This is a genomic window from Streptomyces sp. NPDC002309 (genome assembly GCF_053593375.1).
Map to the genome: position 1 here is coordinate 55,816 of NZ_JBSFCI010000008.1, position 22,288 is coordinate 78,103.

A 22,288-nucleotide genomic window follows, 5' to 3' on the forward strand; every position below is an offset into this window, starting at 1 on the left:
CCCGCGAACGGCGGACGCTTGGGAGAACGCGCACGCCCTGTGCGGCGGGGCGTGTACAGGGCAGCACCCTAGCGAGCCGGGATCGGGCAAACCGCTCGATCCGGGCGGTCGTCCGGGAACTTATGGTGCGCTTAAGGGAGTGATCTGGGCCGCTTAAGGGTCGTGCTCGATCTGCCCGCTCTGCGGCGTCTCATGGACCCGCGGTGGCTGCGTCGCCCCGGCGTCCGCTCGCGCGCGTCCAACTGGATCCAGATCCGCACTTCGGTGCCGCCGAGCACCGACGACCCGATCCGTACGTCGCCGCCGGTCGCCTCCGCGAGCCGGCGCACGATGTCCAGCCCGAGGCCGGTCGACCCGTCGCTGCCGGAGCCCCGGCCGCGCGCCATCGCCGCCTCGGGATCCGCTATGCCGGGTCCCGCGTCCGAGACGAGCACGATCACCGCGTCCTCGCCGTTGTGCACGTCGACCGCGAAGGCGGTGCCCTCGGGGGTGTGCCGGAAGACGTTCCCCAGCAGGGCGTCGAGGGCGGCGGCCAGGTCGGCGCGGGCGACGGGTATGCGCACCGGCCGGTCCACACCGGCCGTCCGCACCTTGCGGCCCTCGTCCTCGGCCAGCGCCGACCAGAACTCCATCCGCTCCCGCACCACCTCGGCCGCGTCGCAGCCGGCACCGGGACCGGCCGCGGCGGTCTGCGGCTTGGCCTCCCGGGCGGTCCGGATGATCGTGTCGACCTCGCGCTCCAGCTGTGCCACCGCGGCCCGGGTCTGCTCGGCGGCCGGCCCGTCCCCGAGCGAGGCCGTGTTCAGCCGCAGCACGGTCAGCGGCGTCCGCAGCCGGTGGGACAGGTCCGCGGCCAGCTCCCGCTCGTTCGCGAGCAGTTGGACGACCTGGTCGGCCATCGAGTTGAACGCCACGGCCGCCAGCCGCAGTTCGCGCGGCCCCTCCTCGGGGACCCTGGCGCCGAGCCGGCCGTCGCCCAGCTCGCGCGCGCCCTCGACCAGCCGCTGCGCCGGGCGCACCATCCGCGCCCCCAGCCGGTCGGCGACCGCGACCGACCCGACGATCAGCGCGAGCCCGACCCCGGCGAGCACCGCCCACGCCGTGCCCACGCCCCTGGTGACGGCCGCGTCGGGGATGAACACCTCGACGACGGCGAACTCCCCGGAACTCAGCGCGACCGGCTGGAGCAGCACCGAACCGCCGGGCGCCGCGGCCGTAGAGGCGCGGCCCAGCTCCCGGGTGGCCTCGACGTCCACGTCGGCGGCCCGCTGCCGGCCCACGGCGACGGCGCGTGTGCTCTCGCCGCCCGGTATGTGCAAGGCCATCACGTCGCCCGGACCCGCGGCGGCGACCGCGCGCTCCAACTGGTCGCGGTCGGTGGTGATGGACAGCGCCGGGGCGATCTCGGCCGCGTCGCGCTCGGCGTCGGAGAACGCGCGGTCGCGAGCCATCTCCCTGACGACCAGACCGAGCGGCACCGCGAAGGCCACCACGACCATGGCGGTGACCGCCAGCGAGACCTTGACCAGTGCCCACCTCATGGCCGCGCCTCCGCTCCCGGGTGTTCCAGCTTCACCCCGACGCCGCGCAGGGTGTGCAGATAGCGCGGGCGCGCGGCCGTCTCGCCCAGTTTCCTTCGCAGCCAGGACAGATGGACGTCGATCGTCTGGTCGTCACCGTAGGACTGCTGCCACACCTCGGCGAGCAGTTCCCTGCGGGAGACGACGACCCCGGGCCGCCCGGCCAGGAAGGCCAGCAGGTCGAACTCGCGCCGGGTGAGGTCCAGTCGGGCGCCGTCCAGCTCGGCCTGGCGGCGCAGCGGATCCACCGTCAGTCCGCCGACCCGCAGCACCGGTGGCGGCGGGGCGTCTCCCACGGCGGCGCGGGAGCGGCGCAGGACGGCGGCGATCCGGGCGGAGAGGTGCTCAACGGAGAAGGGCTTGGTCAGATAGTCGTCCGCGCCGTCGTTCAGCAGCCGGACGACCTCCGTTTCGTCGTCGCGCGCGGTGGCGATGATCACCGGTACGTCCGTGATGCCGCGCAGCATCTTCAGTGCCTCGGAGCCGTCGAGGTCGGGCAGGCCGAGGTCCAGGATGACCACGTCGAAACGGAAATGCGCGACCTCGCGCAGCGCTTCCAGCGCCGTGCCGACGCTGCGCACGGTGTACGAGGCGTCGGTCAGATGCCGGATGAGCGCCGAGCGTACGAACTGGTCGTCCTCGACGACGAGAACACTTGCCATGCGCCGCACCGTACGCCATGCGAGGGAGCCGGGTCCGGCGCCTGTGGACAACCCGGCACCTGTGGACAACTCCCTTGTCCACCGTGACCGGTGGGACAGTGGTGGCGTGGGTGAGGCAGTATGGCCCGCGATGCTCAGAGGAGTCGTACACGTACTGGCCTGGTCGCTCGCCACGGGCGCGGCGACCACGCTGTCGTGGTGGGGTGTCCACTCGGTCATGGCGGGCACGGTGTACGACCCGCCCCGCGCCCTGCCCGTCACCGCGGCCGACGCGGGCACCCCTGAGCCGGCGCCGCGGTCCACGGCCGCGGGCACGCGCTCGCCCGAACCGTCGAAGAGCCCGAACTCCCCGCCGGTCGCGCGGAATCCGGCCGCCTCCGCCGCCCCGAGCCGTGGCCCGAGCCCGAGCGGCCCCGCGTCAGCTCCCGCGTCCGGGCAGGTCAAGAGCTACGCCACCGAGGGCGGGCGGGCCGTCTTCGACCTCGGCGAGTCCTCGGCGGCGCTGGTGTCGGCGACCCCGGACGCGGGCTGGTCGATGCAGGTGTGGAAGACGGAGAGGTGGATCCGGGTGGAGTTCGCCGCGGGCACGGACCGGGTGTCGGTGTTCTGCACATGGCACGACGGGCCGCCACGCGTGGAGATCAACACCTACTAGGACCTGTCCGGCGGACCAAGCCGCGGATCCGGGGCCGACCCTCGGGGGCTTCCACCGCGTACCCGGAGCCCGGCCCCCGGAGCTTCCACCACACACCCGAAGGCCGGCCCCCGGAGCTTCCACCACACACCGAGAGCCGACCCCCACCTCCCACTCCACACCCAGGGCCGACCCCGGGCCTCAGCGGAAGACCGAAGGGGGCGGTGCCGGTGAGGCGACCGCGGCGGCGTCCGTGACCGGGGTGGCTCCTCCGGTGAAGGCGACGAGCCTGCTGCCGTGCTCCACGCGGGCCGGGTGGGGGTCGGAGGCGGCGCGACGGGTCAGTTCGGCGATCGGGAGGGGCTGGTCGGAGGCGACCAGGACGGCGTTGCCGAAGCGCTTTCCCCGGAGCACCGCGGGGTCGGCGATCAGTGCGAGCTCGCCGAAACGGGCGGCGGCGGTGGCGATCTGGCCGCGCAGGTGCGCGAGCGGCGGGCCGTCGGCGAGGTTGGCGGCGTACAGCCCGTCGGCCCGCAGCGCCCGGCGGACCTCGTCGAGGAACTCGGTCGAGGTGAGGTGGGCGGGCGTACGGGCCCCGCTGAACACATCGGCGACGATCAGGTCGGCCCAGCCGTCCGACACCTTGGCGAGCCCTTCGCGGGCGTCGGCCGACCGCACCCGGACGCGTGCGCCCGGCGCCAACGGCAATTCGCGGCGGACCAGTTGGACGAGGGACGCGTCGCGTTCGACGACCTGCTGGGTGGAGCGGGGGCGGGTCGCGGCGAGGTAGCGGGCGAGGGTGAGGGCGCCGCCGCCGAGGTGCACGGCCTGGAGCGGCTTGCCGGGCGGGGCGGCGAGGTCGATGACATGGCCGAGGCGCCGCTGGTACTCGAAGGAGAGATGTCCGGGGTCGTCCAGGTCGACGTGGGACTGCGGGGCCCCGTCGATCAGCAGGGTCCAGGCCCGCGCCCGGTCCCGGTCCGGTATCAGCTGGGCGAGGCCGCCGTCGACGGTCTCCTCGACGGCTTGGAGTGCGGCTTGCGCCCGCCGCGGCTTTCTGGACTTTCCCACTCAGCCATTATCCGTGGGCGCGGCGGCATCGGCCCGATCGCCGTCGGCGCAGGTGGGCGGGGTACGGAGCCACCGCCCGGGGACCGCCCCGCCGGCGGCGGCCGGCGGCCGTCAGCGGCAGTTGTCCGCCGCCTCGATCGTGCGAGCGGCCTCGCCCAGCGCCCGGCGCAGCACCGCCGGATCCGTCGCCGGCTCCGACTCGTCCGGCGGCAGCAGCCAGGCGGAGCCGGGCAGCTTCTCGGGTCCGCCGGCCGGCGGCTCGGGGGCCAGCCGCAGTCCGCGTCCGTCGGTCCCGGTGCAGGTACTGCCGGGCATGTCCCACGCCGCCGCCGTACCGGGCGGGACCACGAAGCAGAGGGTGGCGCAGTCGTCGTCGTGCAGGACCGGGCCCACGGCCTCGATCTCACCGCGCCGGAGGATGTCGACCGCCTCCAGCCCCTGCCGGGCGGGAACCGTCACGAGGTCGCACTCCGGCAGCGGTGTACACGGATCGATGCTCCGGCTGGTCTCCAACTGGGCCTCCACCACGGAACGCCTCCTTGGGCGAGCAGGCCGGGAGTCGAGCGGCTCCCGGTCCACCGGGTTCAACGCGGGACGGCGTCAACGGCTACGGCGGAAGTGTGCCGCGAAGGATGGCAGTTCATGGCGGATCCCGGATGAGATATCCGATTTGTAGCCAAACGCAGCGTGGCGTACCCGACACAGCAGGTACGTTCTTGCCCGCCGGAATCAGGGCGTCACTTTGGACGAATGGTTCAACTCACCTTGATCCGGCATGGTTCGACGGTTCGCACGAGAGGACCCGGCCATGACGTCGTCGGATGTGACCTCGTCCCAGCCCCCACGGCCACCACGGCCGAACCTCGCCTTCCGGCGCCTGCGCGGCAGGCGTTCACCCGGCGAGTTCGCCGCGGCGGTGCGGCGTGCCGCCCGGGAGATCGGCGAGCGGGTCAGCTGTGACGCCCGCTACATCGGCCGGGTGGAGGCGGGTGAGATCCGCTGCCCCAACTACGCCTACGAGCGTGTGTTCCTGCACATGTTCCCCGGGCGCTCGCTCACCGATCTGGGGTTCGCGCCCCGCTCGTCCGTTCGCGGCCGGGGGCGCGGGGCGCACGGGGACGAGGAGACACCCCCCGTGCACTCCCCGAGCCCGGCGCAGACCACGAGTGAGACGCGCGGGGCGGGCGAGCCGTATGACACCACGCAGAACCCGTACGACACGCACATCAACTACGAGGAGAGCGACGTGCTGCGTCGCGCATTCATGACCGGCGGGAGCGCCACCGTGGCCGCCGCCTCGCTGAGTCCCATCGGGCTCGCACTCGACGCCTCGGCGGCGCAGCGCCCCGCGCGGCGCGCGGGGGCGAGCGAGGCGGGCGCCCTCGAAGAGGCCGTCCGCAGAATCCGGTTGCTCGACGACCGGCACGGCGCGGACGGACTCTACCGGCGGGCGGCGGCTCCGCTGCGCGCCGCGTACGCGCTCCTGGACGCCGGAGCGACACGGCAGGCGACCGCCGACCGGCTGCACTCGGGCGCCGGTGAACTGGCCATCTCCGTGGGGTGGCTGGCGCACGACTCGGGACGGTTCGACGACGCGCGCTCGCACTACGCGGAGGCCCTCGCGACCGCGCGGATGACCGGGGACCCGGCGCTGGAGGCGCACGCCTTCTGCAACACGGCGTTCCTCGCCCGGGACGCCGGACGGCCGCGGGAGGCCGTGCGGGCGGCGCAGGCCGCGCAGCGCATCGCGCGGCCCCTGGGCTCGGCCCGCCTGATGTCGCTCCTTGCGTTGCGGGAGGCCGGGGGATGGGCGGGGCTCGCCGACCCCACCGGGTGCGCCCAGGCGCTGACACGCGCGCACGCCTTCTACGACCGGGGCTCCTCGGACGCCGACCCCGAGTGGATGACCTTCTACGGGGAGGCCGAGCTGGAGGCGCTGGAGGCGCAGTGCTGGTCGACGCTGGGTGACTGGACCCGGGCGGCCCGGCACGCGCGGCGGGCGACGCGTCTGCAGGATCCGCACTTCACCCGGAACATCGCGCTCTACACGGCGGAGCTCGCCGACGACCTCGCGCGCGGGGGCCGCCCCGACGAGGCCGCCGGCGCGGGGATGCGGGTGCTGGACCTGCTGGACGAGGTGCAGTCCTCGCGCATCCAGGTGATGCTGGCGGGGACGGCACGGGTGCTGCTGCCGCACCGGCGGGCATCCGGGGTGTCGGAGTTCCTGGAACGGCATGCCTCGGCGCCTCGCCCGGTGTGACGCGCACCTGCGGTGCCGCCGCGCCCGGTGTCGCACCCCCGGACACGGCTACCCCGCGAGGTGGCCCACGTCGTTCCAGCTCTCGATCGCCGGCTCGCCGTAGGCCCAGCCCAGGACCGACAGGGACGTCGGGTTCAGCCGGACCCGGGCCGCGAAGTCGAGCGGCAGGTTCAGCCAGCGGGCGCCGATCGAGCGCAGGATGTGCCCGTGGGCGAAGATCAGGACGTCGCGGTCCTGTGCGCGTGCCCAGGTGACGACCTCGTCGGCGCGGGCGGTCATGTCGGCCGTGCTCTCGCCCTCCGGGACACCGTCGCGCCAGATCAGCCAGCCGGGCCGGACGGCTTGGATCTCGGCGGGGGTCAGTCCCTCGTAGGCGCCGTAGTCCCATTCCAGCAGCGCGTCCCAGGTGCTCGCGCGGGTGCCGAAGCCGGCGAGCTCGCAGGTCTCCCGCGCGCGGGACAGGGGGCTGGTGCGGACCTCGACGCCCGGGAGCCCGGCGTACGGCGTCTGGTGCAGGCGCTCGCCGAGGAGTTTCGCGCCGCGCCGCCCCTCGTCGAGAAGCGGTATGTCGGTCCTGCCGGTGTGCTTTCCGGCCAGCGACCACTCCGTCTGCCCGTGCCGGGCCAGCAGGATGCGCGGTGCCATGAGAGGACGGGACCTTTCGTGCAGAAGAACTGAAGAGGAACCTCTCCATCATCGCGCACCCGGTCCGGGGGCAACCCGGAGGGCGATCCCGGCGTCTATCAGGGCCGGGGACACCCGCAGGGTGGACGGAACATTCACCGTAAAGTGCTACGACCGGCCGCTGGGCCGAGGGGCGCCGCGAGGAGAAGGGGGAGGGCGATCGGATGCCGCACGCCGAAACACCGGGCATCGAGGCGGTTCCGCGCCTCCGGTTGCGCTGGTGGTCCGAGCTGCCGCTGATCCTGCTCGTGTACGCCTGCTACTCGGCGGGCCGGCTGCTCGCCAGGGGCGATGTCACCACCGCCGTCGACCACGGCCTGGCGATACTGCGCATAGAGAAGGCCCTGTACCTCAACGCCGAGCACCCGCTCAACCGCCTCTTCACGCGCGAGGCGTGGATAGGCATACCGGCCGACTTCTGGTACGCCTCGCTGCACTACCTGGTCACACCGGTGCTCCTCGTCTGGCTCTTCCGGACCCGGGCCGTGCAGTACCGCGCCGCCCGCACCTGGCTGATGACCTCGACCTTCATCGGCCTCATCGGGTTCACGCTGATGCCGACCTGCCCGCCCCGGCTGCTGTCCGCCGGGTACGGCTTCGTCGACACGATGGCGCAGTACAGCACGTACGGCTGGTGGGGCGGCGAGGCGAGCGCGCCCCGCGGACTGGGCGGCATGACCAACCAGTACGCCGCGATGCCCAGCCTGCACGTCGGCTGGGCGCTGTGGTGCGGGGTGATCCTGTGGCGGTACGGCGGGACGCGCCCGGCCAAGGTCGCCGGCGTGGTCTATCCGCTGGTGACCACCGTCGTGGTGATGGGCACCGCGAACCACTACTTCCTCGACGCGGTCGCGGGCGCCGCCGTGATGGGCGTCGGACTGCTGCTGGCGCCGTACGTGACGCGGGCCGCGAACCGCGCGCGGATGTCGCTGACCGCGCGCACCGCACCGGCCGCAGCGGGCTCCCTCACCGCTCGGACCCCGATTGTCAGTGGCGGATGTCAGACTTCGGCGGGTGAGCGAATTCCACGGCAGCGCGAGTCGCGGTTCGGAGCGGGAGCCGAGCCGGGTGCCACCCCCACGGACGCGGGGGACGGCGCTCCGGCACCGGCTCGCTGAGCTGCGCGGTCCCGACGTCCCGGCCAAGGCGCTGGACGCCCGCGCCCTCGCGGCCCTCGCCGCCAACCCGGGGTGCAGACGGCGCGCGATCCTCGACGGCGCCGGGGTGGACAAGGCGGCGCTGGCCGGTGCGCTGGGCTCGCCGTCGGGGTTCGGGCAGTCGCAGTTCGCCTTCATGCGGGGTAACGCGTTCGAAGCGCGGGTCAAGGCGGACGGCGGCACGGACCTGCTGCGGCTGGCGCACGAGAAGCTCGACCCGGGCGCCGAGGCTCCGGCAGGGGCACACGTTCCGGACCTGTCCGCCGTCGGACCCGAGGGCCGTGCCGCGCGTACGGCACTGGCGCTGCGCGAGGCCGTCGAGGCGGGCGGCTGGACGCTGCTCGACCACCCGATGCTCGCGCTGGACGTCGCGGGCTCCCCCGCGTTCCTGGAGCCGGACGCCGTGGTCGTGCACCCGGACGGCGGCTGGACGGTCGTCGAGATCAAGTCGTTCCCGATGCTCGACGGTTCGGCGGACCCCGCCAAGGTGGGCGCGGCCGCGCGGCAGGCGGCGGTGTACGTGCTGGCGCTGGAGGACGTCGCCGCCCGCATGGACCCCGCGCCACAGGTACGGCACCAGGTCCTGCTGGTCTGCCCCAAGGACTTCTCCAATCTGCCCACCGCCTCGGCCGTCGACGTGCGCAAACAGCACGCGGTCACCCGGCGGCAGCTGACCCGCCTGACCCGGATCGAGGACATCGCCGACACGCTCCCCGAGGGCACGTGCTTCTCCCCCGAGCTGCCCCCCGGCCGGCTCACGGCCGCCGTCGAGTCGGTCCCCGCGACCTACGCGCCGGAGTGCCTGTCCGCGTGCGAACTGGCCTTCCACTGCCGCGAACGCTCCCGCGCGCAAGGCGCGGTGACCTCCCTGGGCCGCTCGCTCCGCGCCGAGCTGGGCGGCCTGACCACCGTCCAGGACATCCTCGCCGCGTCCCGCGGCGAGGAGGGCGACCCGGACGACCCGGCGGTGGCCGCACTGCGCCGGGCGGCCCGCCTGCGCGCCGAGGCCCTGGGCGGACGGCCGCCCGGGACGGCCGGCCCGCAACTCCCCGAGGAACCGCAGCGGCGCGCCGAGTCCCCGGAGGGCGCCCGGTGTCGCTGATCTCCACCCTCGCCCGCCTCGAAGCCGTCGACAGCGGGCGTGCGCAGCCGGCCGCCACCGTCCGCCACCGGCATCTGTCCGAGCGCCCCCTCGTCCTGGTGCCGCTGACCACCGCGGGTGAGGCCGGCGCCCCGCTCGGCGCGCTGGTCGGCACCGACCGGGACGCGCCGCGCCTGCTGGCCGTGGCGCAGCCGCGCGACCGCGACCTCCGATTCGCCTTCCTGGCCGAACTGGCCGAGATGGTCCTGCCGTACATCGACACGCACGCCGGGAGCGTCGAGACCGCCGAGCGCACCGACACCGACCCGGAGACCGGCAAGCGGGTCAAGGTCGAGGTCGAGCTGTGCGCGGACGCGCCGCAGTTGATCGTGCCGAGCCGCCCGGGCGTCGACCTCGTACGACTGCTGGGACGCTCGATGCGTTTCCGCCGTACGGCGGAGCAGGACCCCGAGGCGCCCCATCCCGCGCCACCGCGGGTGCCGCTGCTCGGCCGGTGGCTGACGCACTACGGGGAGCGCGCCCGCGTCCCCGGTTCCTCGCTGCTGCTGGCCCTGACGGACGTGCTGTCCCGGCACTGGGCGACCGGCCAGTCCAGCCTCGAGGACCAGCACCTGGGCGCACTGCTCGCCTGGATCGATCCACCGGACGGCGCGACCGGCGCCGAGGCCGCGCTGCGCGCCGAGCTCGAACGGGACGGCCGGGGCCAGCTCCGATGGCCACCGGCGGGACCGGCCACCGACCCGGCCTTCGACAACAAGCTGCTCGCCCCGGCCATCGAGCGCTACGACCGCGCGCGCGGCGCACTCGCCGCCGCCGAGGACGGCCTGGAGGCGGACGACCGGCTCGGGGACGCCACCGCCGCCGAGCGGGAGATCCGGGCCCTGGTCGAGCGGGTCGCCCGCCCGACCTGGGACGCGGTCTGGCGCGGCCTGGACCTGCTGCGGGAGCTGCCCGAGGGGGCACGGGTCGAGGAGCGCTGGACGCGCGACCGCTGGTCGTTCACCGGCCATCGGGACCGGGTCCTCGCGGGCGAGCCGCCGCAGCCGCGCCGCGACGACGCGGTGACGGCGGCGAACAAACTGGCGACACGCGAGCGCGAACAGGCACGTCTGGAGGCCCAGGAGGCTCTCGACGATCCGCTGGTGATGGCGGGGCGGCGGCTCTCCGGGGAGGCGTTCGCGGGCGAGGTCACGGATGTGGTCATGGCGTACAGCGAGGGCAAGCGGCCCAGCCCGCGCCCGCTGGTGACCGTGCGTACGGACGACCGGCCCCATCTGGGCGAGCGGGCGAAGGTGTACCGCTCGCTGGCGGGAAAGCCGCAGGCCGCGGAGTTCGTCGGGTACGAGGACGAGAGGGCGCCGGAGGGCGCCGGGACCACGGCCGGGGGCGACGCCCCGGCCGGGAGCACCCTGGTGGTCCTGCGGATCGTCGACAAGATGGGCCGCGGCAAGGAGCCCGAGGCCGGGTCCGTGCCGGAGAAGGGCGACACCCTGTGCTTCACGCTGTTCGAGCACGAGCAGCGGGGCGGCGCGAAGCTGCCCGACGCGGAGGCCACGCCGTGGACACACGGCGGGCCGCCCGGTGAGCGGACCGCACCGGAGCCCGCCGACCCCGTCACCGAGGAGGACATTCTGTGACCACGCGGACCGCCTTCGACCCCGGCGCCGCGGCGGCACGCGCGACCGACGCGATCCTGCGCGACACCCTGCACGGGCGGCACCGCGGGGTCGTCGTCGACTCCCCGCCCGGCGCGGGCAAGTCCACGCTGGTGGTGCGCGCGGCACTCGAACTGGCCGAGGCGGGCCGCCCGCTGATGGTCGTCGCGCAGACCAACGCCCAGGTCGACGATCTGGTGCTGCGGCTCGCCGAGAAGAACCCCGAGCTGCCGGTGGGCCGGCTGCACAGCAGCGACGCCGACCCGTACGACAAGGCGCTGGACGACCTGCCGAACGTACGGAAGTCGGCGAAGGCGGGGGACCTGACCGCGATGCCCGTCGTCCTGTCCACGGCCGCCAAATGGGGTCACGTCAAGGCCGACGAACCGTGGCGGCACGCGATCGTCGACGAGGCGTACCAGATGCGGTCGGACTCGCTGCTGGCCGTGGCCGGGCTGTTCGAGCGGGCGCTGTTCGTCGGGGACCCCGGGCAGCTGGACCCGTTCGCGATCGTGGGCAGCGAGCAGTGGGCGGGGCTGTCGTACGACCCCTCGGCGTCCGCGGTGACGACCCTGCTCGCGCACAACCCCGAGCTGCCGCAGCACCGGCTGCCGGTCTCCTGGCGGCTGCCGGCCTCGGCGGCGCCGCTGGTCTCGGACGCGTTCTACCCCTACACCCCGTTCCGCAGCGGCACCGGTCACGGCGACCGGCGGCTCACGTTCGGTGTGCCCTCCGACGGCTCGGGCCCCGACCGGGTGATCGACGAGGCGGCGGAGTCCGGCTGGGGCCTGCTGGAACTGCCCGCCCGGCACACGCCGCGCACCGATCCGGAGGCGGTGCGGGCGGTCGCGGCGGTGGTACGGCGGCTGCTGGACCGGGGCGGGGCGGCCACGTCGGAGCGCTCCCACGAGCCGACGCCGCTGACGGCCGACCGGATCGCCGTCGGCACGGCGCACCGCGATCAGGCGGCCGCCGTCCGGGCGGCCCTCGCCGGCATGGGCGTCCGCGAGGTCACCGTCGACACGGCGAACCGGCTCCAGGGCCGGGAGTACGACGTCACGGTCGTCCTGCATCCGCTCTCCGGCCGCCCCGACGCCACGGCCTTCCACCTGGAGACCGGCCGCCTGTGCGTCCTGGCCTCCCGCCACCGGCACGCGTGCGTCGTGGTCTGCCGCGAGGGAGTGAGCGACCTGCTGGACGACTACCCGTCCACGGAACCGGTCCAGCTGGGAACTCTGGTGAAGTTCCCGGACGGCTGGGAGGCCAATCACGCCGTACTGGCGCACCTCGCCGAACACCGCGTCCGCTGGACACCCTGAACGCCGTACCGGTACACCGACCGGCCGACGCCACCACCACGCCGCCCCACAAGCCGGACGGAGTCCGGCACGCCGCCGGAAGCGGCCGCAGAACACAGCCCGGACGGCTGGGAGGCCAACCACGCCGTACCGGCGCACCTGGCCGAACACCGCGTCCGCCGGACACCGTGAACGCCGGTGTGCCACTGGCGGACACGGTGAACGCCGGCACCCGGGCCGACCAGGAATCCTGCGTGGTCCGGGCTCAAGGGCCCCCTTGCGCGGGCGCGAGAGAATTGAGGGTGGTCCACCCTGGACGGGTGTGCCGTCGGAAACGTACGAGGAGGAGATGAGGACATGGCGGAGCCCACGCCGCGTCGGAACGAACCGCGGCTACGCCCCGCGCCCCTGCTCTTCGAGCCCGCGGATGCGGCCTCGGACCCGGAGCACTTCTTCGACCTGGAGTCGATCGACGACCCCCGCAGGCTCCTGGCACGGGCCACGGAGCTGACCCACGCGTTCCGGGCCGCCGCGGACCGGGCGGTGGAGTTCCAGGCCATGGCCGCGGCGCAGCTCGCCGATCCGCGCCGGTTCGACCGGCTGACGTCGGCGGACATCGCCGAGCGGGCCGAGTGGACCGAGGACTACGCCAAGAAGATGGTGGAGTTCGGCCGGGACCTGCTGCGGGGCGTCGAGGCGCGGGGCCCGGATTCCGTCTGAGGGAGGCGGGCCACCGGACGCATGCCCCGGATGTCGGCGCCACGACCGCCCTCATGGCATATGCCGACCGGGCAAGGTACCCCTTCCCGCCGGCTCCTGTCCCGATTTCCCGCAACCTTCGGAAACATGCCGTTCACTCCCGGTACCTGTAGGTGCCATGAGCAGCAGCACAGTGACCTCGGACGGCACGGCCTGGCTCGCCTCGGCGGGAACCCACCCGCGCAGCACCCTCGCGCTCTGGCGGGAGCGGCCCGACGCGCCGGTGGTGCTGCCGTGCGGTTCCGCCTTCGACGTCGTGAGCGCGCCCGCGCTCTTCGGGCGCCGGATGCTGGACCGGTTGTGGGACGACGGACCCGGCTCGGGGCCGGTCGCGGTGTTCCGGGGCCGGATGCTGCTGTTCGCCGCGCCGGGTACGGCACAGCGGCTGCCGTCGCTGCTGGAGTGGGAGGAGTGGGGGGCCGTGGACCCGGCCCGCCCCGGCCGTACGGCGGCGATCCCGCCCCTCCTCTGCCACGGCACCGGCGACGCGGTCACCGTCCCCGCGCCCTCCGGCACCGAGTCGGAGCAGGCGTCCGGATCCCGCTGGCTCGTGGCCCCCGACACCCGTCGCCCTTGGCTCCCGGGCCCCGAGATCCTGCTCTGGGCGGCGGTCGGGGCGGCCCGCCGGGCGGTACGGATATCGATTTTTCCTCCCCCTGACCAGGATGCTAAGGTCTACGACGTCAGCAGGCGCCGCTAGCTCAGTTGGTTAGAGCAGCTGACTCTTAATCAGCGGGTCCGGGGTTCGAGTCCCTGGCGGCGCACGTTGTCGAAGGCGAGGCGGGTTCGCGGAAATCGCGAACGGCCTCGCCTTCGTCGTGTCCACGGATCACCCGTGCGCGATCTTCACCGTCCACCCCCCGGACGTGGTGCGCCCCTCCACGTCCAGCCGCACGGTCGTGCCCGGCACGGTGAAGCTCTCTCCGAGGGCGACCGGCGCGTCCGCGAGCGGCGGATACACCGAACCCTCCCAGCACGCCTCCGTGTGGGGATGGGCGTCGATCACCTGGACCGGGCCGCCCCCGGACGCGGCTCCGGCGTGGACGCGGTAGACGAGGACGCCCTGGCGGCAGCTCTCCTGGTCGTTACCGACCGCGCCGCGGGCCTCGATGGCGAGGGCGCTGTCCGACCCGATGCGCACGACCGCCAGCTTGGTGCCGCGGCCCAGCCCGAAGGCGGGGGCGCCGGCCGGTGCGGTGGACGGCAGTCCGGGTGCCGCGCCCAGCGACTCCAGCGTCAGCCGTACGGGCGTGCCGCCCCGGACGCAGACCACCTGCCGGGGATCCAGCCAGCCCAGCTTCCACTTGTGCCAGCCGAACAGATCCGGCGCCAGTCCGAACTGGCTGCCCATCAGGTCCCAGTCACCCACATGGGTGTCCCAGTCGCCCTTTCCGTCGTCCGGGCGATGGTAGAGGTCCGGCAGGTCGAAGACATGGCCGGTCTCGTGGGCGAGGACGAGCCGGTCCGGCGGGTGGTTCTCGAACACCGTGACGATCCGGCGGATGTCGGTCCCGTCGGCGCGCAGCGGGGTGTCCAGGTTGACGACCTTCGTGGCGTCCGAGTCGACGCCGGGGGCGTGCGGGTCGGCGACGAAGTAGACGACGTCGTAGCGCGAGAAGTCGACCTGGTCGTCGGCCGCGGCGAGCGCGTCCCGCAGATAGGCGGCACGGTGGGCGGCGCCCCAGTCGCGCTGTATGGCGTAGGCGGTGGACGGGCGCGGCATGCGGATCCAGTACGGCACCGGGTGGGAGTGCAGCCGGAACTTGCCGTAGGAGGCGCGTTCGAAGTAGCGGCTGGTGGCCGGGAAGTGGTCGGAGGCCAGTTCGGTGGGGGTGGTCAGCGGGCGGGCGTCCGGGAAGGACAGGAAGACCATCACCGCGTGGAGGGCACCGGCGGGCCGGGGGTAGGCGGCGTTCCAGGTGTCCAGGCCCTCGGAGTGGTGGGCCTGGGTGCGGGTCAGGGCGCAGGGCGCGGCCGCGAAGGGCTCGGCGACCGAGGGGCAGGCGATGAGGGAGGTCGCCGCCACCGCCGACAGGGTGGTGAACACGGCCGCGGTGCTGCGCAGTCGGGGGCGGGCGGCCACGCGGCCGAGCCCCTGGAGAGCCTCACGGGTGCGTTCCCCCAAGGGCAGCTGACGCGGCACATGGACCTCCGGATGCGGTTCGCGGGACACCGCATCCAGACTGTGTGAATTTCATGCTGTATGCCCTGTTTGTCTGCACCGGACGAGTGAGGCGCCTACCACCGAACGGGGTCACCGAACCGGCCGACACCCCCGAACCGCTCACGGTCCGTCACACTCGGTCGAGGGGTGGGAGAACCGGGCCTCAGGCGGGCAGAAACGATCTGTCAGGAGGACGGGTCGTTCCGCGCGTGTTCAGCGACACTGGACAGTGGGCTGCGAGCGGCGGGAGCGGCCCTCTATGATCGGCACACTTTCCTGACCCTTTCCTGCCCGGACCGAGATCGAGCAGAGATCGAGCAGATCGAGTGCACTGCGGGAGCGAGCGGTGAGCGGAACGTCCGAAGGGCCGACGCCCACGGCCGACCTCATCGGGCCGGTCGTCACAGACAGTAATCACCAGGCGCCGCGAAGTACCAGGTCCGACGCCTCCGACTCCTACCGATCCGCCTTCGCCGCCGCACCGCTGGCGATGGCCGTCGTCGACCGCGAAGGTCTGGTGGCCGGCGCCAACGCGGCCCTGGTCGACCTGCTCGGCACCGGTTCCGGCGACCTCACCGGACGGGTCGCCGCCGACCTGGTCGACCTGGCGTCCGACGCCCGCACCTGGCACGCGTACCGCGAGGTACTGCGCGGACGGGAGGCCAAGCTGCGGTGCAGCCGGCGGCTGAAGCACCCCGACGGGCACAGCGTCTGGGTGCAGGTCACCGTCGCCCCGCTGCCCGACGGCGCGCAGGGCGTGCTGCTGACCGTCACCGACATCAGCGCGCGGCGCGAACTGCAGGGCAGATTGCGGCATTTGCAGATGCACGACCCGGTGACGAGGCTGCCCAACCGGACGCTGTTCTTCGAGCGTCTCTCGGCCTCCCTCGACGTGGAGTCGTACGAGCGGGGCGGCACCGGCCGGATCGGTCTGTGCTATCTGGACCTGGACGGCTTCAAGGCGGTCAACGACACCCTCGGCCACCGGGTCGGCGACCGGCTGCTCGCGGCCGTGGCGGAGCGGCTGGGCCGCTGTGCGGACGAGGCGGGGTACGGCAGGGCGAGCGCGCCGCTGGTGGCCAGGCTCGGCGGTGACGAGTTCGCGCTGCTGGTCGAGGACTCCACGGGCACCGAGCAACTGGCCGATCTGGCCGAGTCGGTGCTCACGGCGCTTCAGGAGCCCTTCGATCTGGCCGGTCAGCGGCTGTCGTTGTCGGCGTCGATCGGCGTCGTCGAACGACAGGCGGCCGGCACCACCGCGACCGGTCTGATGCAGGCCGCCGACACCACGCTGTACTGGGCGAAGGCGGACGGCAGGTCCCGCTGGACGCTCTTCGACCCCGAGCGCAACGCGCACCGTATGACCCGCCAGGCGCTCGCCTCCACCCTGCGCCCGGCCATCGAACGGGGCGAGTTCGTCCTGGAGTACCAGCCGCTGGTCGGGATGGCGGACGGACGGCTCAGCGGGGTCGAGGCGCTGGTCCGCTGGAACCACCCGCAGTTCGGCATGCTGACGCCGAATCGGTTCATCGGACTGGCGGAGGAGGACGGCGCGATCGTCCCGCTGGGCCGCTGGGTGCTGGCCACCGCGTGCCGCCAGGCCCGCCGCTGGCAGCTCGAACGCCCCGACGAACCGCCGCTGTTCGTCTCCGTCAACGTCGCCGTGCGTCAGGTCTGGGACTCCGACCTGGTCGCGGACGTCGCCGAGATCCTCGGGGAGACGGGTCTCGCTCCGCAACTGCTCCAGCTGGAGCTCACCGAGTCCGCGGTGATGGGCTCGGCGGGCCGCCCGCTGCAGGCCCTCCAGGCGCTCAGCGACATGGGCGTGCGCATCGCCATCGACGACTTCGGCACCGGCTACTCCAACCTCGCCTACCTCAGCAGACTGCCGGTGTCGGTGCTGAAGCTCGACGGCTCCTTCGTACGGGGCTTCCAGTACGAGGACGCGGGCGCCCACGCCAGCCCGGCCGACGAGGTGATCGTCGAGGCGATGATCCAGCTGGCGCACCGGCTGGGGCTGACCGTCACGGCGGAGTGCGTCGAGACCTCCTCGCAGGCCGGCCGGCTGCGCCGGATCGGGTGCGACACCGGGCAGGGATGGCTGTACTCCCGCCCGGTACCGCCGGATCGCATCTCCGAGCTGCTGGCGTGCCCGTCGGGTCAGGTGGTCGGCAACCCGTAGGCGTCCGCGACGAGTTCGTAGGAACGGAGCCGGATCTCAGCGGTGTGCGTGTTGCCCGTGAGCATCAACTCGTCGGCGCCGGTGCGCTTCTGGAGGCCGTCGAGGCCCGCGCGGACCTCGTCCGGGGTGCCGTGGACGACGTCGGCGCTCCAGGAGGAGACGAACTCCTCCTCCAGCGGGCTGAACTCGTGCGCCTCGGCCTCCTCCGGCGTGGGGACGAGGCCCGGCCGTCCGGTGCGCAGTCGCACCATGCTCAGCGCGGCGGCGCGGACCTGGCGGCGGGCCTCCCTCTCGTCGTCGGTGGCCAGCGCCGCGACGCCGATGAGGGCGTAGGGCGCGTCGAGGAGGGCGGACGGCCTGAAGGTCTCCCGGTAGAGGTCGAGCGCGGGGACGGTGTTGCGCGCGGAGAAGTGGTGCGCGAAGGCGAACGGCAGACCGAGCAGGCCCGCCAGCCGGGCGCTGAAGCCGGAGGAGCCGAGCAGCCAGACGGGCGGGCGGTGCCGCGACTGCACGCCGCCGGGCGAGGTGGCCTGCACGGGGCCGGGGACCGCGTGGATACGGCGGTAGGGGTGGCCGTCGGGGAAGTCGTCGTCCAGGAACCGGGTCAGCTCGACGAGCTGCTCGGGGAAGTCGTCGGCGCCTTCGTTCAGGCGGTCGGTGCGGCGCAGGGCGGCGGCGGTGGCGCCGTCCGTGCCGGGGGCGCGGCCGAGGCCCAGGTCGATCCGGCCCGGGGCCAGCGCCTCCAGGGTGCCGAACTGCTCGGCGATCACCAGCGGGGCGTGGTTGGGCAGCATCACGCCGCCCGAGCCGAGCCGGATGCGCTCGGTGTGGGCCGCGAGATGGGCGAGGATCACGGCCGGGGACGAGGAGGCGACGCCCGGCATCGAGTGGTGCTCGGCGACCCAGTACCGGTGGAATCCGCGGGCTTCCGCGAGGCGGGACAGGGCGACGCTCGTGCGCAGCGCGTCGGTGGCGGTGCGGCCCGCGCCGACGGTGACCAGGTCCAGGACGGAGAGCGGGACGGGGGCGGTGCCGTGCGCGGTGCCGCGGATCCCGTCGCCGTCGCGCTCGCCGTGCTCCTGGTGCTCGTGGTGCTGGTCGTCGGGCAAAGGGTGCCTCCTGGTTCTCGGCCGTGCGGTCTCCTCACAGCCGCTAACAGGAGACTGTCCCCGCTTATTCCCTCCGGGGCCGGCAGGGCACCGCCGAGGCCCCGCACCCGCACCGCTCACACCTGCACGATCGGCTCCCGGGTGAACAGCGCGCCCAGCCGCGGCGCGTTCACCCGGCGGTCGGCCAGCCGCAGCGCCTCCCAGACGGTGACCTGGTTGGCGGTCAGGACCGGCTTGCCGAGTTCCTTCTCCAGGGCCGGGATGTGGGCTGCCGTGTGCAGGGCCGTGTCCGGGAGGAGGACGGCCTGCGCGTCGGGCGTGTCGGCCGCGCGGGCCAGCGCGAGGACCTCGGCCTCGCCCCAGGTGCCGGCCTCGGCCGCGGTGACGATCCCGGAGCCGCGCACGGCGGTCACCTCGATGCCGGCCGCCCCGAGGAAGTCCACGAAGAGCCGGGCCACGTCCTCGGGGTAGGTCGCCCCGACGGCGACCCGGTCCGCGCCGACCTCCCGCACGGCGTGCACGAACGCGAAGGACGTCGACGACGCCGGCATGCCCGCGGCCCGGGCCAGGGTGCGCACCTGCTCGTGGGCGCCCTCCCAGCCGTGCGCGAAGCTGCCGCCGGCGCTCGCCCACACCACGGCGTCGGCACCGGCGTGCCGCAACTCCTGGACGCTCGCCGCGAGGCGGGCCGGGGCGCCCAGCTCCAGGAGGGCGTCGACCCGGTGGGCGTCCTCACCGATGTCGGTGTGCACCAGGTCCACCCGGATGTCGCTGCCCAGGAGCTGTTCGATGCGCGGATAGTCGTCCTCGGCAAAGTGGCCCGGGTAGAGGAATCCCAGTGCTGTCATGTCCAGCCTTCCTGCTGCTGCTCTTCTTCCGGCACTACGGCGCCGGGGGTCTGTCCCGGCGGTACGGGACCGGTGCGCGCCGCCGGATCGGTCAGCGCCTGACACGGCCCCACGGCACGGGTACCCAGCCGGCGCGGTGCCGCCCACATCGTCACTTGGTTGGCCGAGATCACCGGTAGGCGCGGCTCCGCCTCCCGCCGCGGAATCACGTTCGACCGCGTTCAGGGTGCGTACCGCCTCGCTCGGCGTCTCGCGCTCGCCGGCCGGGCCAGGTCCCGGCTCATCTCGACCGGCACGTACAACGTCCGGGTGATGTGCGGGGACCCCTCATCCGGCACCCGGCGTCCCGGCTCGCGGTCCAGCGCGAAGTCGAAAAGGGCGACGACACCGGCTCCGCTTCCCGGAGCCGGTCCGCCGAGGAACGCGACGTCCACGGCGGGCACCGGCCTCCCGCTCGGGGGGCGAGTGGGCGACGGATCGTGGGGAACGCCCGTGTTGACGACGGCAGGTTCGGGTGCGAGCGTGGGCAATCCGCCTGAATCACTCCCAGGCCGACCGGCGGTCAAGCCCCGTTGACATGTCGTCACCGGCCGTTGCCCCACGGTCGGCCGCCCCCGCGAACGGCTGGAGAAACGGCTGCTCATGCCCCTTCCCACCCTGCTCGTCCTGGACGCCGAACCCCTCCCCCGGCTGGGCCGCCTCACCGGCCGCGCCCGGATCGAGCACACGGACCCGGCGGGGCTCGCCGAGCGGCTGCCGCAGGCGGACGTGCTGCTCGTGTGGGACTTCACCTCGCACGCCGTGCGTGCCGCGTGGCCGGGCGACGGGCCGCGGCCCCGCTGGGTGCACACCGCGAGCGCGGGCGTGGACCATCTGATGTGTCCGGAACTCGCCGCCTCCGACACCGTGGTGACCAACGCGCGCGGCATCTTCGACCAGCCGATCGCCGAGTACGTCGCCGCCCTGGTGCTGGCCATGGCCAAGGACCTGCCGCGGACGCTGGAGTTCCAGCGGGAGGGGACGTGGCGGCACCGCGAGTCGCAGAAGGTCACCGGGGGCCGGGCGGTCGTGGTCGGATCCGGGCCGATCGGCCGGGCGATCGTGCGCACGCTGAAGGCGCTCGGCGTCACCACCGCCCTGGTCGGCCGTACCCCGCGCACCGGCGTCCACGGCCCCGGCGACCTGGACCGGCTGATGGCCCGCGCCGACTGGGTGATCGCCGCGGCGCCGCTCACCGAGCAGACGTACGGCATGTTCGACGCGCGCCGCTTCGGGGTGATGCAGCCCTCCGCGCGCTTCGTCAACGTCGGGCGCGGGCAGCTGGTGGTCCAGGAGGCGCTCACCGAGGCGCTTGCCAAGCGCTGGATCGCGGGCGCCGCCCTGGATGCCTTCGACGCCGAACCCCTGCCGCCGGACAGTCCGTTGTGGCGGGTCCCGAACCTGATCGTGTCCCCGCACATGAGCGGCGACACCGTCGGCTGGCGGGACGAACTCGGCGCGCAGTTCGTGGAGTTGTACGTGGCGTGGGAGGCCGGGCGGCCGCTGGCGAACGTGGTGGACAAGGAGCGCGGGTATGTACCCGGACACTGACGTTCCCGGGAGGGTGGATGACCGAGCTCACCGAGCTGACCGCCGTACGGCTCCTCGACGGCTACCGCAAGGGCGAGTTCAGCCCGGTGGAGGTGGCCCGCGCGGCGCTGGAGCGGGCCGAGTCGATCCAGCCGGAGGTGAACGCCTTCGTCCGGCTGACCGCCGAGGACGCCCTGCTGCGGGCCCGGGAGTCGCAGGAGCGTTGGCGGCGCGGTGAGCCGGACGGGCTGCTCGACGGGGTGCCGGTCACCGTGAAGGACCTCCTGCTGCTGCGCGGCGCCCCGACCCTGCGGGGTTCCCGGACGGTCGATCCGCAGGGCCGCTGGGACGAGGACGCCCCCTCCGTCGCCCGGCTGCGCGAGCACGGCGCGGTGTTCCTCGGCAAGACGACGACGCCCGAGTTCGGCTGGAAGGGCGTCACGGACTCACCGGCCGGCGGGGTGACCCGCAACCCGTACGACCCGGCGCGCACCGCGGGCGGCTCCAGCGGGGGCGCGGCGGCGGCCGTGGCGCTCGGCGCGGGCCCGCTGGCCCTAGGCACCGACGGCGGCGGCAGTGTGCGCATCCCGGCGGCGTTCTGCGGGATCTTCGCGCTGAAGCCGACGTACGGGCGCGTGCCGCTGTATCCGGCGAGCGCGTTCGGGACGCTGTCGCACGTGGGGCCGATGACCCGGGACGCGGCGGACGCGGCGCTGTTGCTGGACGTGATCGGCCGCCCCGACTCCCGTGACTGGTCGGGGCTCCCGCCGTCACCCTCGGCCTTCACCGACGGCCTGGCGGACGGCGTGCGCGGACTGCGGGTGGCGTACTCGCCGTCGCTCGGCGGGCAGGTGGCGGTGCGGCCGGCGGTCGCGGCGGCGGTACGGCGCGGGGTGCAGTCGCTGGCGGAGCTCGGCGCGTACGTCGAGGAGACCGATCCCGACCTGACCGACCCGGTGGAGGCGTTCCACACGCTGTGGTTCAGCGGGGCCGCCCGGGTGACCCAGCGCCTCGGGCCGCGGCAGCGGGCGCTGCTGGACCCCGGGCTGCGGGAGATCTGCGCGCGGGGCGCCCGGTACTCGGCGCTGGATCACCTGGCGGCGGTGGACGTCCGGATGGACCTGGGCCGCCGCATGGGCCGCTTCCACGACACCTACGACCTGCTCGTCACCCCGACCCTGCCGATCACGGCGTTCGAGGCGGGCGCCGAGGTGCCGAAGGGGTCCGGGCACCGGCGGTGGACGGGCTGGACGCCGTTCACCTACCCGTTCAACATGACGCAGCAGCCCGCGGCGACCGTGCCCGTCGGGACGGACGGGGACGGTCTGCCGATCGGGATGCAATTGGTGGCGGCCCGGCACCGGGACGACCTGGTCCTGCGGGCCGCGCACGCGCTGTACGAGGCGGGTGCCGCCGACCGGGTCAAGCCCGCCGGAAGCTGAGGGTCTCCCGGGCCGCCCCGGTCCGCCACACGTCGTCGCGGGCCTCCGCCATCGCGGGCAGGCCCTCGACGATCCGGCCCCGGAGGGAGTCCGCGCCGCCGGTCAGGGTGGC

General features: G+C 73.9%; 19 protein-coding genes, 1 tRNA gene and 2 pseudogenes. 12 read left to right on the forward strand and 10 right to left on the reverse strand.

Translation table 11 applies throughout. From position 1 onward, the window contains the following. Positions 1-131: 131 nt before the first annotated feature. Together ACWCPM_RS09270 and ACWCPM_RS09275 are read right to left on the reverse strand one after the other, a co-directional pair. Complete coding sequence (locus ACWCPM_RS09270) at positions 132-1,541, reverse strand: sensor histidine kinase (protein WP_450975510.1); 1,410 nt, start codon at positions 1,539-1,541, stop codon at positions 132-134. Beyond that, positions 1,538-2,242 carry a response regulator transcription factor gene (locus tag ACWCPM_RS09275; RefSeq protein WP_450975511.1) on the reverse strand — a complete coding sequence of 235 codons (705 nt, stop codon included), beginning with the start codon at positions 2,240-2,242 and terminating at the stop codon, positions 1,538-1,540. The genes ACWCPM_RS09270 and ACWCPM_RS09275 overlap by 4 nt, the downstream gene beginning before the upstream one ends. 130 nt (positions 2,243-2,372) lie before the next feature. On the opposite strand from ACWCPM_RS09275, the gene ACWCPM_RS09280 reads away from it, so the two are divergent. Next, positions 2,373-2,897, forward strand: a complete 525-nt coding sequence (locus tag ACWCPM_RS09280; protein WP_450975635.1) for a hypothetical protein — start codon at positions 2,373-2,375, stop codon at positions 2,895-2,897. Positions 2,898-3,077: 180 nt separating this feature from the next. Here ACWCPM_RS09280 and ACWCPM_RS09285 read toward each other — a convergent pair whose 3' ends face one another. Continuing rightward, a complete protein-coding gene (locus ACWCPM_RS09285; protein ID WP_450975512.1) occupies positions 3,078-3,947 on the reverse strand; it encodes a spermidine synthase in 870 nt (289 codons plus the stop codon). 111 nt (positions 3,948-4,058) lie between these two features. After that, the gene (locus tag ACWCPM_RS09290; RefSeq protein WP_450975513.1) at positions 4,059-4,475 is read right to left on the reverse strand and encodes a hypothetical protein; all 417 of its coding nucleotides are present in this window, start codon (positions 4,473-4,475) and stop codon (positions 4,059-4,061) included. A 280-nt stretch (positions 4,476-4,755) separates the two neighbouring features. On the opposite strand from ACWCPM_RS09290, the gene ACWCPM_RS09295 reads away from it, so the two are divergent. Continuing rightward, positions 4,756-6,207 carry a hypothetical protein gene (locus ACWCPM_RS09295; protein ID WP_450975514.1) on the forward strand — a complete coding sequence of 484 codons (1,452 nt, stop codon included), beginning with the start codon at positions 4,756-4,758 and terminating at the stop codon, positions 6,205-6,207. Between the two features lie 48 nt (positions 6,208-6,255). Here the strand turns inward: ACWCPM_RS09295 and ACWCPM_RS09300 are convergent, their stop codons facing one another. Further along, on the reverse strand, positions 6,256-6,852 hold the full coding sequence (locus ACWCPM_RS09300) for a histidine phosphatase family protein (protein ID WP_450975515.1): 597 nt from the start codon (positions 6,850-6,852) through the stop codon (positions 6,256-6,258). Between the two features lie 203 nt (positions 6,853-7,055). Here ACWCPM_RS09300 and ACWCPM_RS09305 point away from each other — a divergent pair, with 203 nt between their 5' ends. The 7 genes from ACWCPM_RS09305 (at position 7,056) to ACWCPM_RS09335 (ending at position 13,626) form a co-directional block, all read left to right on the forward strand. Beyond that, positions 7,056-8,009 carry a phosphatase PAP2 family protein gene (locus ACWCPM_RS09305; RefSeq protein WP_450975516.1) on the forward strand — a complete coding sequence of 318 codons (954 nt, stop codon included), beginning with the start codon at positions 7,056-7,058 and terminating at the stop codon, positions 8,007-8,009. After that, on the forward strand, positions 7,960-9,150 hold the full coding sequence (locus ACWCPM_RS09310) for a hypothetical protein (RefSeq protein WP_450975636.1): 1,191 nt from the start codon (positions 7,960-7,962) through the stop codon (positions 9,148-9,150). Before ACWCPM_RS09305 ends, ACWCPM_RS09310 begins: the two co-directional genes overlap by 50 nt. After that, positions 9,141-10,787, forward strand: coding sequence for a hypothetical protein (locus ACWCPM_RS09315; RefSeq protein WP_450975517.1), 1,647 nt, complete (start codon positions 9,141-9,143; stop codon positions 10,785-10,787). The genes ACWCPM_RS09310 and ACWCPM_RS09315 overlap by 10 nt, the downstream gene beginning before the upstream one ends. Continuing rightward, positions 10,784-12,124, forward strand: coding sequence for an AAA family ATPase (locus ACWCPM_RS09320; RefSeq protein ID WP_450975518.1), 1,341 nt, complete (start codon positions 10,784-10,786; stop codon positions 12,122-12,124). The genes ACWCPM_RS09315 and ACWCPM_RS09320 overlap by 4 nt, the downstream gene beginning before the upstream one ends. Before the next feature lie 336 nt (positions 12,125-12,460). Continuing rightward, the gene (locus tag ACWCPM_RS09325) at positions 12,461-12,823 is read left to right on the forward strand and encodes a hypothetical protein (RefSeq protein ID WP_450975519.1); all 363 of its coding nucleotides are present in this window, start codon (positions 12,461-12,463) and stop codon (positions 12,821-12,823) included. A gap of 58 nt (positions 12,824-12,881) precedes the next feature. Further along, positions 12,882-13,562 (forward strand): bifunctional DNA primase/polymerase, encoded by a 681-nt coding sequence (locus tag ACWCPM_RS09330; RefSeq protein WP_450975637.1) that lies wholly within the window; start codon positions 12,882-12,884, stop codon positions 13,560-13,562. Next, a tRNA-Lys gene (locus tag ACWCPM_RS09335) sits at positions 13,553-13,626 on the forward strand. The genes ACWCPM_RS09330 and ACWCPM_RS09335 overlap by 10 nt, the downstream gene beginning before the upstream one ends. Before the next feature lie 65 nt (positions 13,627-13,691). On the opposite strand, the gene ACWCPM_RS09340 is transcribed toward ACWCPM_RS09335, so the two are convergent. Continuing rightward, positions 13,692-15,035, reverse strand: a complete 1,344-nt coding sequence (locus tag ACWCPM_RS09340; protein ID WP_450975520.1) for a M6 family metalloprotease domain-containing protein — start codon at positions 15,033-15,035, stop codon at positions 13,692-13,694. 337 nt (positions 15,036-15,372) lie between these two features. On the opposite strand from ACWCPM_RS09340, the gene ACWCPM_RS09345 reads away from it, so the two are divergent. Beyond that, positions 15,373-17,208: a putative bifunctional diguanylate cyclase/phosphodiesterase gene (locus ACWCPM_RS09345; protein ID WP_450975521.1), complete on the forward strand. Its 1,836-nt coding sequence runs from the start codon at positions 15,373-15,375 to the stop codon at positions 17,206-17,208. On the opposite strand, the gene ACWCPM_RS09350 is transcribed toward ACWCPM_RS09345, so the two are convergent. The 3 genes and pseudogenes from ACWCPM_RS09350 to ACWCPM_RS09360 form a co-directional block, all read right to left on the reverse strand. Then, a complete protein-coding gene (locus ACWCPM_RS09350; protein ID WP_450975522.1) occupies positions 17,187-18,317 on the reverse strand; it encodes an LLM class flavin-dependent oxidoreductase in 1,131 nt (376 codons plus the stop codon). The two genes, ACWCPM_RS09345 and ACWCPM_RS09350, sit on opposite strands and share 22 nt — an antisense overlap. 116 nt (positions 18,318-18,433) lie before the next feature. Further along, a complete protein-coding gene (locus ACWCPM_RS09355; RefSeq protein WP_450975523.1) occupies positions 18,434-19,165 on the reverse strand; it encodes a maleate cis-trans isomerase family protein in 732 nt (243 codons plus the stop codon). Further along, a pseudogene (locus tag ACWCPM_RS09360) lies at positions 19,162-19,599 on the reverse strand (hypothetical protein). The gene ACWCPM_RS09355 and the pseudogene ACWCPM_RS09360 overlap by 4 nt, the downstream one beginning before the upstream one ends. Before the next feature lie 208 nt (positions 19,600-19,807). On the opposite strand from ACWCPM_RS09360, the gene ACWCPM_RS09365 reads away from it, so the two are divergent. After that, positions 19,808-20,755: a D-2-hydroxyacid dehydrogenase gene (locus ACWCPM_RS09365; protein WP_450975524.1), complete on the forward strand. Its 948-nt coding sequence runs from the start codon at positions 19,808-19,810 to the stop codon at positions 20,753-20,755. 17 nt (positions 20,756-20,772) lie between these two features. Next, on the forward strand, positions 20,773-22,176 hold the full coding sequence (locus ACWCPM_RS09370; RefSeq protein ID WP_450975525.1) for an amidase: 1,404 nt from the start codon (positions 20,773-20,775) through the stop codon (positions 22,174-22,176). Here the strand turns inward: ACWCPM_RS09370 and ACWCPM_RS09375 are convergent. Next, a pseudogene (locus ACWCPM_RS09375) lies at positions 22,157-22,255 on the reverse strand (DUF3830 family protein); the annotation flags it as partial. The gene ACWCPM_RS09370 and the pseudogene ACWCPM_RS09375 overlap by 20 nt on opposite strands. Between the last annotated feature and the right edge of the window lie 33 nt (positions 22,256-22,288).

Bases quoted from the DNA above. Each gene is read 5' to 3' on its own strand.
- ACWCPM_RS09270 (WP_450975510.1), bottom strand. From the start codon at position 1,541: ATGAGGTGGGCACTGGTCAAGGTCTCGCTGGCGGTCACCGCCATGGTC.
- ACWCPM_RS09275 (WP_450975511.1), bottom strand. From the start codon at position 2,242: ATGGCAAGTGTTCTCGTCGTCGAGGACGACCAGTTCGTACGCTCGGCG.
- ACWCPM_RS09280 (WP_450975635.1), top strand. From the start codon at position 2,373: ATGCTCAGAGGAGTCGTACACGTACTGGCCTGGTCGCTCGCCACGGGC.
- ACWCPM_RS09295 (WP_450975514.1), top strand. From the start codon at position 4,756: ATGACGTCGTCGGATGTGACCTCGTCCCAGCCCCCACGGCCACCACGG.
- ACWCPM_RS09300 (WP_450975515.1), bottom strand. From the start codon at position 6,852: ATGGCACCGCGCATCCTGCTGGCCCGGCACGGGCAGACGGAGTGGTCG.
- ACWCPM_RS09305 (WP_450975516.1), top strand. From the start codon at position 7,056: ATGCCGCACGCCGAAACACCGGGCATCGAGGCGGTTCCGCGCCTCCGG.
- ACWCPM_RS09325 (WP_450975519.1), top strand. From the start codon at position 12,461: ATGGCGGAGCCCACGCCGCGTCGGAACGAACCGCGGCTACGCCCCGCG.
- ACWCPM_RS09355 (WP_450975523.1), bottom strand. From the start codon at position 19,165: ATGACAGCACTGGGATTCCTCTACCCGGGCCACTTTGCCGAGGACGAC.
- ACWCPM_RS09365 (WP_450975524.1), top strand. From the start codon at position 19,808: ATGCCCCTTCCCACCCTGCTCGTCCTGGACGCCGAACCCCTCCCCCGG.
- ACWCPM_RS09370 (WP_450975525.1), top strand. From the start codon at position 20,773: ATGACCGAGCTCACCGAGCTGACCGCCGTACGGCTCCTCGACGGCTAC.